At 63.6% G+C, this 13,963-nt stretch carries 16 protein-coding genes and 1 pseudogene; 5 read left to right on the forward strand and 12 right to left on the reverse strand.

Annotated features, from left to right (window positions below):
- Positions 1 to 40: 40 nt before the first annotated feature.
- From MYCSP_RS14175 to MYCSP_RS14185, 3 genes are read left to right on the forward strand one after another with little or no spacing between them, the layout of a single operon-like run.
- Positions 41 to 352 carry a putative quinol monooxygenase gene (locus MYCSP_RS14175; RefSeq protein WP_070910578.1) on the forward strand — a complete coding sequence of 104 codons (312 nt, stop codon included), beginning with the start codon at positions 41 to 43 and terminating at the stop codon, positions 350 to 352.
- Position 353: 1 nt separating this feature from the next.
- Positions 354 to 1,172, forward strand: coding sequence for a mycofactocin-coupled SDR family oxidoreductase (locus MYCSP_RS14180; RefSeq protein ID WP_088414074.1), 819 nt, complete (start codon positions 354 to 356; stop codon positions 1,170 to 1,172).
- Between the two features lie 3 nt (positions 1,173 to 1,175).
- Positions 1,176 to 2,051 carry an SAM-dependent methyltransferase gene (locus MYCSP_RS14185; protein WP_088414076.1) on the forward strand — a complete coding sequence of 292 codons (876 nt, stop codon included), beginning with the start codon at positions 1,176 to 1,178 and terminating at the stop codon, positions 2,049 to 2,051.
- Here MYCSP_RS14185 and MYCSP_RS14190 read toward each other — a convergent pair.
- The 3 genes from MYCSP_RS14190 to thyX all read right to left on the reverse strand — a co-directional run bounded on the left by MYCSP_RS14190 (position 2,048) and on the right by thyX (position 5,437).
- Positions 2,048 to 3,739 (reverse strand): ribonuclease J, encoded by a 1,692-nt coding sequence (locus MYCSP_RS14190; RefSeq protein ID WP_083015702.1) that lies wholly within the window; start codon positions 3,737 to 3,739, stop codon positions 2,048 to 2,050. The two genes, MYCSP_RS14185 and MYCSP_RS14190, sit on opposite strands and share 4 nt — an antisense overlap.
- A complete protein-coding gene (gene dapA / locus MYCSP_RS14195; protein ID WP_083015875.1) occupies positions 3,740 to 4,615 on the reverse strand; it encodes a 4-hydroxy-tetrahydrodipicolinate synthase in 876 nt (291 codons plus the stop codon).
- Positions 4,616 to 4,684: 69 nt separating this feature from the next.
- Positions 4,685 to 5,437: an FAD-dependent thymidylate synthase gene (gene thyX / locus MYCSP_RS14200; RefSeq protein ID WP_070910775.1), complete on the reverse strand. Its 753-nt coding sequence runs from the start codon at positions 5,435 to 5,437 to the stop codon at positions 4,685 to 4,687.
- Positions 5,438 to 5,504: 67 nt separating this feature from the next.
- Here thyX and MYCSP_RS14205 point away from each other — a divergent pair, with 67 nt between their 5' ends.
- A complete protein-coding gene (locus MYCSP_RS14205; protein ID WP_083015704.1) occupies positions 5,505 to 6,056 on the forward strand; it encodes a YceI family protein in 552 nt (183 codons plus the stop codon).
- On the opposite strand, the gene MYCSP_RS14210 is transcribed toward MYCSP_RS14205, so the two are convergent.
- From MYCSP_RS14210 to MYCSP_RS14240, 7 genes and pseudogenes are all read right to left on the reverse strand, one after another.
- Positions 6,053 to 7,267, reverse strand: a complete 1,215-nt coding sequence (locus tag MYCSP_RS14210; protein WP_083335868.1) for a winged helix-turn-helix domain-containing protein — start codon at positions 7,265 to 7,267, stop codon at positions 6,053 to 6,055. The genes MYCSP_RS14205 and MYCSP_RS14210 overlap by 4 nt on opposite strands.
- Complete coding sequence (locus tag MYCSP_RS14215; RefSeq protein WP_088414078.1) at positions 7,264 to 7,929, reverse strand: DsbA family protein; 666 nt, start codon at positions 7,927 to 7,929, stop codon at positions 7,264 to 7,266. Before MYCSP_RS14215 ends, MYCSP_RS14210 begins: the two co-directional genes overlap by 4 nt.
- The gene (locus MYCSP_RS14220; protein WP_088414080.1) at positions 7,926 to 8,417 is read right to left on the reverse strand and encodes a dihydrofolate reductase; all 492 of its coding nucleotides are present in this window, start codon (positions 8,415 to 8,417) and stop codon (positions 7,926 to 7,928) included. Before MYCSP_RS14220 ends, MYCSP_RS14215 begins: the two co-directional genes overlap by 4 nt.
- Positions 8,414 to 9,214 (reverse strand): thymidylate synthase, encoded by an 801-nt coding sequence (locus MYCSP_RS14225; RefSeq protein ID WP_088414082.1) that lies wholly within the window; start codon positions 9,212 to 9,214, stop codon positions 8,414 to 8,416. Before MYCSP_RS14225 ends, MYCSP_RS14220 begins: the two co-directional genes overlap by 4 nt.
- Before the next feature lie 74 nt (positions 9,215 to 9,288).
- Positions 9,289 to 10,566 carry a phthiocerol/phthiodiolone dimycocerosyl transferase family protein gene (locus tag MYCSP_RS14230; protein WP_088415625.1) on the reverse strand — a complete coding sequence of 426 codons (1,278 nt, stop codon included), beginning with the start codon at positions 10,564 to 10,566 and terminating at the stop codon, positions 9,289 to 9,291.
- A gap of 179 nt (positions 10,567 to 10,745) precedes the next feature.
- The gene (locus MYCSP_RS14235; RefSeq protein ID WP_070910586.1) at positions 10,746 to 11,216 is read right to left on the reverse strand and encodes a hypothetical protein; all 471 of its coding nucleotides are present in this window, start codon (positions 11,214 to 11,216) and stop codon (positions 10,746 to 10,748) included.
- A 10-nt stretch (positions 11,217 to 11,226) separates the two neighbouring features.
- Positions 11,227 to 11,469, reverse strand: a pseudogene (locus tag MYCSP_RS14240) (flavodoxin); the annotation flags it as partial.
- A gap of 229 nt (positions 11,470 to 11,698) precedes the next feature.
- Between MYCSP_RS14240 and MYCSP_RS14245 the strand changes: the two are divergent.
- Positions 11,699 to 12,322: a hypothetical protein gene (locus MYCSP_RS14245; RefSeq protein WP_088414084.1), complete on the forward strand. Its 624-nt coding sequence runs from the start codon at positions 11,699 to 11,701 to the stop codon at positions 12,320 to 12,322.
- A gap of 10 nt (positions 12,323 to 12,332) precedes the next feature.
- Here MYCSP_RS14245 and MYCSP_RS14250 read toward each other — a convergent pair whose 3' ends face one another.
- Both MYCSP_RS14250 and MYCSP_RS14255 read right to left on the reverse strand, forming a co-directional pair.
- Positions 12,333 to 13,316 (reverse strand): hypothetical protein, encoded by a 984-nt coding sequence (locus tag MYCSP_RS14250; protein WP_088414086.1) that lies wholly within the window; start codon positions 13,314 to 13,316, stop codon positions 12,333 to 12,335.
- The gene (locus MYCSP_RS14255; protein WP_088414088.1) at positions 13,316 to 13,825 is read right to left on the reverse strand and encodes a DUF6932 family protein; all 510 of its coding nucleotides are present in this window, start codon (positions 13,823 to 13,825) and stop codon (positions 13,316 to 13,318) included. The genes MYCSP_RS14250 and MYCSP_RS14255 overlap by 1 nt, the downstream gene beginning before the upstream one ends.
- Positions 13,826 to 13,963: the final 138 nt, after the last annotated feature.

A 13,963-nucleotide genomic window follows, 5' to 3' on the forward strand; every position in this document is an offset into this window, starting at 1 on the left:
CGGTGGAAATCGATCCACCCCCAACGACGAGAGGTGTTCCATGCCCACTGTGGTGGCGTTCCTGTATCCCCAGCCCGACAAGCGCGACGAGGTTCGTGCCGCGCTGCTGGAAACGATTCCCCTGGTTCACGACGAACCTGGCTGCGGTCTCTACACCCTGCACGAAGCGCAGGATCGATTCGTCTTCGTGGAGTCCTGGGCCAGCGGCGAGGCATTGGCCGAACACGCGAAGGCACCCGCGGTCACCGCCATGTTCGGCAAAGTGGGCCCGCTGCTGAGCCAGCCGCCGGAAATCGTTGTCGCCGAGCCTGTCCCTGCGGGCGACCCTGCCAAGGGTGACTTGGTCCACTGAGATGGGAAAGCTGGACGGCAAGGTCGCTTTCATCACCGGTGCCGCCCGCGGCCAGGGTCGTGCACATGCGATCAAGCTGGCCTCCGAGGGCGCCAGCATCATCGCAGTGGACATCTGCTCGCAGATCCCTTCGGTGGAGTACCCGATGGCCACCGCCGAAGACCTCGACCTCACCGTCAAAGAGGTCGATGCCCTGGGCCGCGCCATCTCCGCGCACGAGACCGATGTGCGCAACCGGGAGGCATTGCAGGCGGCGTACGACGCAGGGGTGCAAGCACTCGGACCCGTCGACATCGTGATCGCGAACGCCGGAATCGCCACCCTGACCCCCGAATGTGGAGATGACGGCTGGCGTGACGTGCTCGACGTCAACCTCACCGGCGTCTATCACACGGTCGAGGTGGCACGGCCGTCCATGGTGGAGCGCGGCGCAGGCGGATCAATCGTGCTCACCAGCTCGGTGGCCGGGCTGACCGGCATGGTGATGGACAACCCCGGAGGGCTCGCGTACACCGCAGCCAAGCACGCGCTGGTGGGGCTGATGCGCAGCTACGCCAACATGCTGGCGCCGAACAACATCCGGGTCAACACCATCCACCCCTCCGGTGTCGCAACACCGATGCTGATCAATCCGGTGACCGAGAAGCTGTTCGCCGAAGGAGCACCGGAAGGCATGTCCGACACGGGCAATGCCTTGCCGGTGGTCCTGATGGAACCCGAGGACATGGCCAATGCGGTGGCGTGGCTGGTGTCCGAGGACGCGCGGTATGTCACAGGCATCGCACTGCCTGTCGACGCCGGATTCACCAACAGGCGTTAAACAGTGGCACGGACGAACCCCGCAGCCCAGACCGCGTACGGCCCCATGGCCATCGCGGCAATCGAGCAGCACGAGCGACCCGAGTCTCGCATCGTCCACGACGAACTGGCGGCCCGAATCCTCCCTGCCGGTCTGCGGTGGTTTGTCCGTGTCACCGCGTGGTCTGCGCTGCGGAACCTGCTGATCACGCTGGCCGAGAAGAGCGGCCAGGGCGCCTGGTCAATTTTCGTGTGCCGCAAGCGCTATATAGACGACCAAATCGCCTCCTGCGCCGGCACATTCGATTCCGTTGTCGATCTGGGCGCCGGCATGGACACCCGTGGATGTCGATTGGCCCGGACCTCACCGATCCCGGTGTTCGAGGTCGACCAGCCGGTGAACGCCGCCGCCAAGCGGCGCGCCATACACACGGCAGTGGGCGCGATACCGGCGTCGGTGCATCTGGTCCCCGTCGATTTCCAGCAGGACGATCTTCCCGAAAAGCTGCGCCGAGCAGGTCACGACATGACCGCGCGCACCTTCTTCATCTGGGAAGGCGTCACACAATACATCGCCGAGCCCGCGGTCCGGTCGACACTGTCCTGCCTCAGCGCGGCGGCGCCGGGCAGTCGCCTCATCTTTACCTATGTCCAACCCGATTTCATCGACGGCTCGAACTTGTATGGAAACTCGATGCTGTACAGAAGATTTCGAGTGCGCAACCAGGTATGGATGTTCGGCCTGTCGCCGGGTGCGGTAGCGCCCCTGCTCGCCGAGTACGGCTGGCGGGTGATTGAAGATGTCAGCGGGCCCGAGTTCCAGGACCGCTATCTGACACCGGCCGGCCGCCGGCTCTCGATCACCCAGCTGGAACGGACCGTACTCGCCGAAAAGACCTAGTCGACGGTGAGCACGGTCGGCACGATCATCGGCTGTCGCCGATAGGTCTCGCCGACCCACTTGCCCACTACGCGCCGCACGGACTGCGCGATGCGACCCGTATCGGTGACCGACTGTTCGGCAAGCGAATTCAACTCGGAGATCACCATCTCTGTGACCGGATCGAGCGCCTTGGCGTCGTCTGAGAATCCACGCGAGAACAACTCGGGCCTGCCGACCGGACGTCCATTGCTGCGCACCACGACGGTGACGGCGATGAATCCACCGTTGCCCAGAACCAGACGTTCACCGACGGTGGCATCGGAAACATCCCCGTCGACGAGGCCGTGGACGAACATCTTGCCCACCGGAACCCGCCCGGATATACGGGCACGCTCGTTGTGCAGATCGACGCTCACACCGTTCTCCGCCAACACGATCCGGTCCTCGTCCACACCGGTCTTGACCGCAAGCCCCGCGTTGGCGCGCAGGTGGCGCCAGGTGCCGTGCACGGGCATGACGTTGCGCGGCCGCACCGCGTTGTACAGGTACAGCAGTTCGCCGGCGTAGGCATGCCCCGAAACATGGACCCGCGCATGGGTGTTGGTCACCACTCTGGTGCCTACCTTCGCGAGGGAATCGATGATGCCGTAGACGGCCTCCTCGTTCCCGGGCACCAGCGATGAGGACAGAATGACCAAATCGTCAGGGGTGAGAGTTATCTGGCGGTGATCACCGCGCGCCATGCGTGACAGTGCGGCCATCGGCTCACCCTGGGTTCCGGTGGTGATCAGCACGACACGCTGCGGCGCCAGCTCATTGGCCGCCTCGACGTTGATCAGATCGCGGTCGTCGACCTCGAGGAAGCCCAGCTCGCGCGCAATACCCATGTTGCGCACCATCGATCGGCCCACGAGTGCGACCCGGCGACCGTGTGTGACCGAGGCGTCGATGATCTGTTGCACCCGTGCCACGTTGCTGGCGAAGCACGCCACGATCACGCGGCCGCGCGCGGTTTCGATGAGCCGGTTCAGTGTTGGGGCAATCTCACTCTCCGACGGGCCAACGCCCGGGACCTCGGAGTTGGTGGAGTCGACCAGGAACAGGTCAACTCCCCTATCTCCCAATCCGGACAAGCCGGGTAAGTCGGTGGGACGCCGATCCGGAGGCAGCGGATCAAGCTTGATGTCGCCGGTGTGCAGAATGGTTCCCGCCTCGGTGTGCACCGCGATGGCCAGCGCGTCCGGGATGGAGTGGTTGACCGCGAAGTATTCGCATTCAAAGGGGCCGTGCGTGGAACGCTCTCCCTCGGTGACCTTGACGAATCTCGGGGTGATGCGATGTTCCCGGCACTTGGCCTCTACCAGTGCAAGCGTGAATGCGGAGCCCACCACCGGGATGTCCGGGCGCATCTTCAGCAAGAATGGGATGGCCCCGATGTGGTCTTCGTGCGCGTGGGTGAGCACCAGCGCCTCGACATCGTCGAGGCGATCCTCGATGTGGCGGATATCGGGCAGGATCAGGTCGACCCCGGGCTCGTTATGCCCGGGGAACAGCACGCCGCAGTCGATGATGAGGAGTCGTCCGCGTAGCTCGAAAACCGTCATGTTACGGCCGATTTCGCTGATGCCACCGAGCGCGGTGACACGCAGAGCACCATCGGCGAGCGGTCCCGGCGCGCGCAGATCCTCGGGTGGAGTTACCGCCACCTACAGCACCCCGGCGGCACGCATATCGGCGGCCAGTCCCTCGATCTGCTCCGGACTCGGCGGAACATTGGGCAGGCGCGGATCGCCGACCTCGATGCCCTGCAGCCGTAGACCCGCCTTGACGGCCCCCACCGCTCCCAGACGCCGGCATGCCTCGGTGATCGGCGCGACCTGGGCGTTGAGCTTGCGGGCCGTCTCGACATCACCGGCGTTATAGGCGGCCAGCAGCTCGCGCAGCGGCCCGGCAACGAAATGCGATATGACACTGACGAATCCGACCGCCCCAACCGAGAGCCAGGGCAAGTTCAGCGGATCGTCACCGGAGTAGTAGACGAGGTCGGTACCGGCGATGATCTGGGCACCGCCGTGCAGATCGCCCTTGGCATCCTTGACCGCCACGATGTTCGGGTGTGCGGCCAGCTCACGGATGATGTGGAAGTCGATCGGGATGACCGAGCGCGGCGGAATGTCGTACAGGATGACCGGAACGTTCACGGCATCTGCGACCGCGGTGAAATGTGCCAGCAGCCCCGACTGCGAGGGCCGCGAGTAGTACGGCGTGACGACCAGCAGACCGTCGGCGCCCGCGGCCTCGCACTCACGGGAGAGCTTGATGCTGTGGGCGGTGTCGTAGGTGCCGGAACCGGCGATGATGCGGGCGCGGTCTCCGACGGCGGCCACCACCTCGCGCAGCAGGGTCAGCTTCTCGGCGTCGGAGGTGACGGGAGACTCACCCGTGGTCCCGGAGAGCACAAGACCATCGCACCCGGCGTCCACCAGATGCGCGGCCAGCCGGACCGCGGTGTCGACGTCAAGGGCGCCGTCGGCATCGAAAGGGGTCACCATCGCGGTGAGCACGGTGCCGAGCCGCGCCACTGTTTCACCTGCTGTCACGGCACGAGAATACTCGCCCCGACCAACCGATTAATCCCCGGCGGCTGTGTTCTATCCCTCGTAGACCAGCGGAGAGATCGCGACCTCCGTGCCGTCGGCCAGCGTCGCGATGTCGAAGTCGCCGAAGATCGACGGAGCCAGGTCGGCGAGCTGACGCAGACAGGCGATCGCCAGGCGCCGAATCTCCACATCCGCGTGTTCGCTGGCACGCATCGCGATGAAATGACGCCAGGCGCGATAGTTCCCGGTGACGACAATCCTGGTCTCGGTGGCGTTGGGCAGCACCGACCGGGCGGCCTGACGCGCCTGCTTGCGCCGCAGCACGGCGTTGGGAACGTCGGCGAGCTTGGATTCCAGCTTCTCCAGCAGCTCGACGTACGCCGCACGACTGGCGTCGGTGGCCTTGCGCAGCAGCGCTACCAGCTCCGGGTCATCCTCGACGGCGGGCGGCAACACCACGTTGGAGTCGGCCTCGGGGACGAACCGCTGGGAAAGCTGTGAGTACGAGAAGTGACGATGGCGGATCAGTTCATGGGTGCAAGAGCGCGAAATGCCCGTGATGTAGAAGGTCGCCGACGCATGTTCGAGCACCGACAGATGCCCCACCTCGATGACGTGACGCAGGTAGCTCTCATTGGTTGCGGTGCGCGGGTTCGGCTTGGACCAGCTCTGGTAGCAGGCCCGGCCCGCGAACTCGACAAGCGCCGGTCCGCCGTCGGCATCGGTGCTCCAGTCAATATCCGGAGGTGCGATGAAGTCGGTCTTCGCAATCAGCTGCACGCGCAGCGGCACGATCTCAGCCACGCGCAACACCCTATCGAGGCCGTGCTCCTCTGCCGAAACTCCAGGCGCGCCGCCTACCATCGGCCCGGTGAGCTCCTGGACGCTTGGACCCGAGAACGGCACCCTCACCCTGCACACCGGCGTCACCGGGCGCGCGGCCCGCATGGGGCACCGGCTCACGATCGTCATGGCCTCCTGGACCGTCTCGGTCGAAGGACCCGACGACCGGCCGTCGTCGGTCAGCCTCGTCGTGGACGTCGACTCGCTGCGAGTGGACAGCGGTGAGGGCGGCCTGACGCCCTTGACCCCGCCCGAAAAATCCATCGTGCGGTCCAACGCGTTGAAGACGCTGAATGCCAAGCGATTTCCCACCATCGAGTTCCACAGTGAAGAAATCACCAGGAACGCCGCGGGCTACCTCATGTACGGCCCGCTGACCATTCACGGGGTGACGCAGCTCGCCGAGATCGACCTTGCCGTGGCCGCGGACGGCGATGACCTGCGACTGAGCCTCAACACCGAGGTCTCGCAGCGGGCCCACGACATCAAGCCCTTTTCCATGGCGATGGGATCGCTGAAGGTCGCCGACGTGGTCACCGTGTCTTTTCAAGCCCGCTGCCCTGCTGCCGAGCGGCGCTAGCCCACACTCCTGCGCAGCGCCTTCACCAGATCGCCCCGCGCGCCCACGGACACCGCGCCAAGGCCCAGCCAAGAGGCCATGCTGGTCAGCTGCTCAGCCAGCGGGCCGGCGATGCGCGAGGGATCCTGGCCCTGCTCGGCGAACGCCCCGACGGCATTGAGGGTTCCGGCCGTACGGTCGGCCTTGAGGTCGACCCTGCCGACGAGCTGACCATCGAGCAGAAAGGGCCACACGTAGTAGCCGTACTGCCGCTTGGGCGCCGGGGTGTAGATCTCGATGCGATAGTGAAAATCGAAGAGCCGCTCGACCCTTGGACGGAAGAAAATCAGCGGATCGAAGGGACACAACAGTGCGGTACCCCGATCGGCCCGCGGAATCGTCTGGCCGGCGGCCAGGTACGCGGGCGCACTCCACCCGTCAACGGTCACCGTCTCGATCTCCCCGGCACCGGCGAGTGTGGCCAGTGCCGGCTTGATCTGCCCGGCCGAAAGCCGGAAGTAGTCGCGAATATCGGCCTCGGTTCCCACTCCGAGTGCACGCACCGCGCGACGGGCCAGCTCCAGCACCGCCTCCTCGTCGGAGACCTCACGTTGATAGATCTCGACGGGAATCACCTTGTGCGCCAACTGGTAATGCCGTGAGAAACTCACGCGCTTGTCGGTGGTCAACTCACCCGAGGAAAACAGAGCCTCGGCAATCCACTTGGTCTCGCTGCGATCCCACCACGGGCCCTTACGCCCCGGAGCCTCTCGTTCCAGGTACGCCTCGATCTGGCCGGCGGTACACGGCCCGAGCTCGGCCACGGCAGCGAGAACCTGGTCAACCAGCTGCGGATTCTCCTCGACGAACTTTCGCGCCCACCGACCGTGCCGGTACTCACGCATACGCCAACGCATCAGGGGCCAGTCCTGGATGGACATCAGCGCCGCCTCGTGCGCCCAGTACTCGATCAGCAGCCGTGGTGTGCGCGCACTGTGACTCCAGGCGGCCTCGTCAAGAAGAGCGCGATCGTAGGGACCGAGCCTGCTGAATACCGGCGCATAATGGGCACGCACCGCCACAGAAACCGAATCTAGTTGCAGCACCTGAATTCTCGATATGAGCTTACGCAGGTGCGCCCGGGTGACCGAAGCCGCGGGCGCGTTGGCAAAGCCCTGCGCCGCGATCGCGATCCGGCGGGCCTGCGCGAGGCTCAGCGTCGAGCCACTCACCGGTTTCCCACGAGTCGGGCCAGCCAACCCGGATCGGACGGGTCGACCGCCTCCCCCGAGCTGTCGACGACGCCGGGCACGCCGCCCAGGCCGTAGTCGGTCAGCTGCCGCTCATTGCCCGCGGTGCGTTGATGATCGACATCGCTGACCTGCAGAGACGAAATATCGCGCAGCACATCACCCGTCACGCCGGCACCGGCGGCGATCTCGCTGATCTGAAGATTCGTAAGGTTCCCGACGCCCTCGACCGGCTGCCGACGGAACATCTCGCCGATGAAACCCAGAATCACCGCGTCGGCAGCACCCGCCTTGTCGATCAGGAACAGGGACGCGGCAGCCCGGGACGAGTAGTCGCCGCTGGCCGAAATCCGGTCCAGAAAGCTCACTGGTCGATAAGTCACCTGCAGGCGCCCCTCGGTGACGTATTTGGTGATGTCCTCGCCGTATTGTGCTTCGAACTGTTGACAGAACGGGCATTGGAAATCCACGAACACGGTGATGCCCGCTGCGACATCCCCGGCACCGCCCACCGTCACTCCCGCGCCCTGGCTATTGCCCCAGCCCGAGGCTTCTGCAGGCGCGGAAGCGGTACCGTCCACGACGCGAGTACAGCCGGTGAGCACCAGCAACACCACGGCCGCCAGCAGCAGCACCGGTCTCACCCGTCAGCCTTCCGGTAGCTCAGGAATTGATATCGCAATCCGGACTCGCTTGTCTGCCAATCGTTCTCCTCGACGACCCAGCTCTCGTCCAGCTCTGGAGCGACGGCGTCACCCGGCACGTCAGCCTCCACCACCGTCACCTCACATCGCTGGGCCAGGGGCAGGAAGAGCCGATAGATCTCCCCGCCGCCGATGACCCATGGCGCCTCATCAGACGCCGCCAGGGCCGCATCCGCACAGCCCACAGCCAACGCGCCGTCCGGTTCGAACAACGCGTCGCGCGTCAACACGATGTTGGGCCGGCCCGGCAACGGACGGACACCGGTGGGTAGCGATTCCCAGGTCTTACGCCCCATGATCACCGTGTGCCCCATGGTGATTCGCTTAAAGCGCGCCTGATCCTCCGGTAGTCGCCACGGAATTGCGCCGTCTGCGCCGATGATGCCGTCGCGCGACTGCGCCCAGATCAGCCCGATAGTTCCCGTCATACCGCGACAGGCGCCTTGATGGCCGGATGATGCTGATAGTTCTCGACCGTGATGTCTTCGTACTCGTAGTCGAATATTGAATCACGCTCCGCCAGAACGATTCTGGGATACGGATAGGGCTCTCTGCTGAGCTGTTCGGTGACCTGCTCGACGTGGTTGTCGTAGATGTGGCAGTCGCCGCCGGTCCACACGAAGTCTCCGACACCGAGTCCTGCCTGCGCCGCCATCATGTGGGTAAGCAGCGCATAGCTGGCGATGTTGAACGGAACGCCGAGGAATAGGTCGGCACTGCGCTGATACAGCTGGCAGCTCAACTTGCCATCGGCGACGTAGAACTGGAAGAAGGCATGACAGGGCGGCAGCGCCATCTGCGGGATTTCGCCGACGTTCCAGGCCGAGACGATGTTTCGGCGCGAATCCGGGTTGGTGCGCAGCATGTCCAGTGCGCCACTGATCTGATCGATGTGCTCTCCGGAAGGGGTGGGCCAGGACCGCCACTGCACTCCATAGACCGGCCCCAGTTCGCCGGCCTCCGAGGCCCACTCGTCCCAGATCGTGACCCCGCGCTCTTGCAGCCAACGCACGTTCGATTCACCACGCAGGAACCACAACAGCTCGTAGATCACCGACTTCAGGTGGACCTTCTTGGTGGTGATCAGCGGGAAGCCGTCGTCCAAGCGGTAGCGCAACTGGTGGCCGAAGACGCTGCGGGTTCCGGTACCGGTGCGGTCGGACTTCGGCGTGCCCTGGTCGAGCACGAGACGCAACAGATCCTCGTAAGGAGTGGGAACGGGCACGCAGCTAGCTTACGTCGGGGCTACGACGATTCCGGGCCCCGCCGCACGCAGCGCGCCCCGCGCAGACCACCGCTCTAGAGTTGGGCAAGCGCTTGCACCCTGGAGACGATGTCCGTGCGCAGCGCGCCGACCTGTTCCTCGGTCAACGAAGCGGCAGGGAACTTGCCGACGATGGTGAACTCGTCTCCGATCGAATAGACCTCGTAGCGTGAGGCCTGCGGCGGAGGCGGTGTTCCCGCGCTGGTGGTTCGCGGCGTGGTCAGCTGGGCGTCGAAATCTTCCAGGACCAGACCCGACGGCAGGCGCGGGATCGGCAGAACCCCGGGGTTGGTGATCCGGATGAAGGGTCCGAGATCGCCGGTGAGTACACCGTCGGCGATGTGGTGCACGCTCTGCACGAGAAATCCGCTGTCGATGTCCTCGTTGATCTGCCGCGCCACTTCGGCGCCCACGCGCACCGGGTCATCGTTCACGCGAACCAGCACTTGACCTCGGGCGATCATGATTCCGTTGGCTATCTCGCCGAGCACGGCAGGTGGCACCAGGTGCTTGCGATAGTCCACCAACGATTCGAAACCCAGGTTCACCGGCTCGTCGGCGTCACCGGGGATCAGGGCGCGCTCGGCGAGCGCGATCACACCCGTGACGAGCGTGTTGATGGTCGTGTGGCGGTTGCGCGCGGCCGTGCGCAACAACGCGGACATCTCCGGATCGAAACGCTGCTTCCAGCCCAGTACGGTGCGGGACGTGGACGAGGCTTCCGGCTGGCGGCCGCCCCACGATGTGGGCCCGAACCAGGGCTTCTCCGGGAGCGCCGTCCGGCCAAGTCCCCGGCGTGCCATCGCGGTCTCCGGAGCATCGGGGATGGGCTGGCGCGGAGGATCGGGAATCACACCCGTGGCCACGATGTCGGTGTAGAGCTCCCACAATTCGTGGAAGTAGCCATAGCTCAGGCGCGCATCCGCGATCGAATGGTCCACCCCCACCGCGACGGCACTACCGGACTCTCGCGGATGAACCAGAATCGCAAAAGTTCCATCGTCGAGCGAAAGTACTGGAAGTGACGTGATATCCGTGAGCGGCGTTGTCCGCGTCGACACGACAGTGCCCCGCACGGGCTCGGTGGTCACCCGAAAAAGGCGGCCGACGGGATCGACCCGCGCGGCGAGGTAGGGATGCTTGTGTTGCAAGACCGTTGCCGCTGCGCTTAACGCCGCAATGTCTAGATCACCGCGCAACCAGGCGATATACCAAATGGTCGTGTACTTGCGCAGATGGTTCAGTTCCGACTCTGCCGCCGAGAGCATCCGCTGCGTACCGGCGGTCTCGGCCGGGCGTAATGTGGCGTCCAAGGCAAATTCCGATTTCATGTGGCCGAATAAACGAGCGTTATCGTATGTCCATCATGTGGATAAGCCACGTATTCAGAGATTCCACGCGATTAACATCGCGTAATTTCCGAAGCCTGATTTAACAGACTATCTCGAATATGACAGATTCGAATTTGCCACTGAATGACCAGCCGGCGCGGCTACGAAGATTCCGGTGATTGGCGCCGCAACCTGCCCCCCAGCCCCTGCAGGCTCCGCAACACCGTCCGTGCCGCATAAAACCCGGCCACCAGCGTCAGGGCCAGCATGACCAGGAACATGATCAGCCAGTTGCTTCGGGTGTGCTCGATGTTCCACCAGATCACGGTGAACAGAACGGCACCGATGAAGACCAGAACGTCCCGCCAGCCGCCGCCGTAGGACAGCGCGGCCTCGCGTAGCGATCGGCCGCGATCGCTGGTGGCCACGAGATCATCGATCCGCTGGTCGATCATGCGTTGAAACGCCGCGCGGCGTTCTGTCTGTTCCTCGGGAATGCGGTCGAGCAGATCGAGATCCTTGGCGATCAATCCCCGGATGTCCGGGGGTTTGAGATTGCCCGCCACGGCACCGAGCAGCGCGCCACCGGCGATGGGTGCGGCCCCCAGGGCAAGTTCTGCAAGTCCGGGCATACCTGTCTCCTCATTGCATCAAGATCGCGGCCAGCGTGCCGCCAAGGTTATAGGCCTGCTCGCGCACCGATGCGTCGATCGGACCGACCACCTCCAGCACGTCTGCCGCCTTCTCCAGGGCCAACCCGGTAGCTATCTTGTCCACGGCAGCCGCCGCACCCACCGTGTCGTTGTTGCCGTGCACCCACAGGCCGTAGGGACGCGTGGCCACGTGATCCAGACTCGGGTAGTAGACGGTGTCGAAGAAGTGCTTTGAGCGTCTTAATCATGTCACTAACTGCCGCCCTTCCGGGACCGCGTAGATCGTGATCCTCGATACGGTGCGATGCATGAACGATGGCGAGCGAGATTCCGAAAGATACTTGCGACGGGTCGTCGAACTACTCCATGGAGTCACACTCGAACCGTTTGATCGCGACGGACGTCAACGCGCAGTCGACTACGTTTTTACTGCTGCGCGGGGCGTTCGAGGTGCCGTTGAGATGACCACATTCCGCGATCGCCGGGCCGCCGCATGGTTCAAGGAGCTAGACAGCAACGAAGTTATCGAGTGCGCGAGCACCCGCGGCTGGACCGTCATCGTCAAACTCGGAACCAAGCTCGATCAGTTGAGACAACGATTGCCGTCTGTGGTGGCGGAGTGCGACCTCCACCGGGTCGACAATCCTGCTCGTATGCCAGCGGCCCGGTGGAGCAAGGATGTCCGGTGGTTCGTCTCAGCCGGAATCGGCCTCTATCCCAGCTCGGCAACACGGCCCGGTACCGTGCGCATTCAGATGCCGCCGACTTCAGGATTTCCATCTGAAGAAGGGCTCAACCGCGACCTGAAACACCTTCTATCCGATCCGGGAATTGCGACAAAGCTAAGCAAGCTCAGCGACCATAGCGACGTCACTGAACGTCATTTGGCGGTAGGTGCCTGCGACGTCTACAGGCCTGGTCTCGACCTCGTCGCGCACCTGCTGTTTAGCCCTGACCACGTCCCCCTGCACGTTCTACCCGACGAGTTTGCTGCATCGCACGTCTGGATCACCGGCGGTAGCCATTCGGTACTGACCTGGACTCGCTCCAGCGGATGGTCGTGGCAGTCGCTACCTCGGCACTAAGCTCCCCCGGCTAGCGAATCGTGGGGTGCTCCTCGATTGAGATGGTGGTCTGGTCACCAAGTGGACGAACGTCTATCAGAACTCGACTAACGCGGGATTGAGCCTTGTCACCTGGCAGATAGGACTCGACCACATCGAACCTTGCCGACACACGCTGGTTCGGGTCGTTCATCAGCCTGGTGACCGCCTGTGCGACGCGCGTCTCAGTCACTCCGGCTGTGAACCTAGACCCAGTGTCATTTTGGAAATAGAGAGTGCCCAGGGACCACCGAAAACCGTCAATCGTCCCGATCTGGGCCTCAGTCCGCCGCTTTTCATGTGCGGACTCAAGTTCAATCCGCAGCCGGGTCGCTCCGTCGGGTGTCAGTTCAAGGTCTGCTGCGCCTACCTGTCGTTGCCGGATCGTGCCACGCACTCCCCAACCACCATGCTGAGATGCATTGACCACCCGCTTAAGCGCCGTTCGGGCTTGCGGTGGCAGTTCGGCAATCTCAGCGGCAAGCGGAGTATCCAGATCCGGATCGCTGGCAAGGGCAAGGATCGATGCCACCGTGCGAAGGGCATCCGAATCGACAGTAGAAGCCACCGTCGTTTCATCAACCGTCTGACCTTTGGGGATGATCGGATTCGCCACTCGTAGCACCACCCGGACAGATCCCGGTGTCGCACCCTCAATCAAGAGGTTCTCGCTATAGCTCTTGCGTCCAGCGCGCGCCTTTGCCGTCTCCTTGACCGCCTCGCTTAGCCCGCTCACAAACAGTGAGAACTGCCGCGCGTTCGCCGCGTTGTTCTCCACTCCAGGGCCATCGAGATGCAAGTCCACCTCAGCTTGTTCAGGACCAACTTCACGTTCGTAGATATTGATCAGCTCGGCGTCGTTACCGACAAGGCCTATCCGAATTGACTCCCGGACAGCTCGATCAGAGCTGGGATCGTCCGACCTGTAGCGGAGTGCGTCAACGAGCGACTGCTCAAACTCACGGTCAACAGCCACTATGAACTCACCTCCAAGTACCCTTTGCGGACTCCCGGAACAACAGTGTGCGTCTCATCGCGCACCGACGACCACTTTTCATCCCATGGCTTCAGAATGATGGCGACGTCAGGGAGAAAGAACCCGTCGATCAGACCTCCCATCGGATGCACTTTTTCGCTGTAGACACCAGGCTGGTCGGGAAACACGCCCAGCATCGTCCAGAGAGGCAGAAACTCCGGTGACGTCACCTTGCCATGCTCACTTGGGGGTACGACAACAACGATGTCCGCGTCCTCTGGCTCTTCCCATGCCTTGTGGGTGACGAACCCACCATCTACCCAGAACCGACATGTACTGAACTCGGCACTGACGAGATCGACGTAGAGGGTAAGTGCACGGAAGATCAACTCACGACGTGGACGAAAAGGCGCGTTCTCCACGAATATTTCGTAGACCTCATCCAGGCTCGCGGTATGCCGACCCGTCGGGAGAGTCCCGTATTGCCCGCTTGTAGCTGGAATCGGCACCGCGCGTTCCCCCTGTGTATGCCGCCTCGACCCATTGGCTGTGAATAATTACACGAAATAGCCAGCTGGCGTGCACTTGTTGCCAGCTTGTGACTCATCAGTTTTCACCGTGGCGCATCCTGGCTGCGTCGCGATTGC

This window comes from Mycobacteroides saopaulense (genome assembly GCF_001456355.1).
Classification (GTDB): Bacteria; Actinomycetota; Actinomycetes; order Mycobacteriales; family Mycobacteriaceae; genus Mycobacterium; species Mycobacterium saopaulense.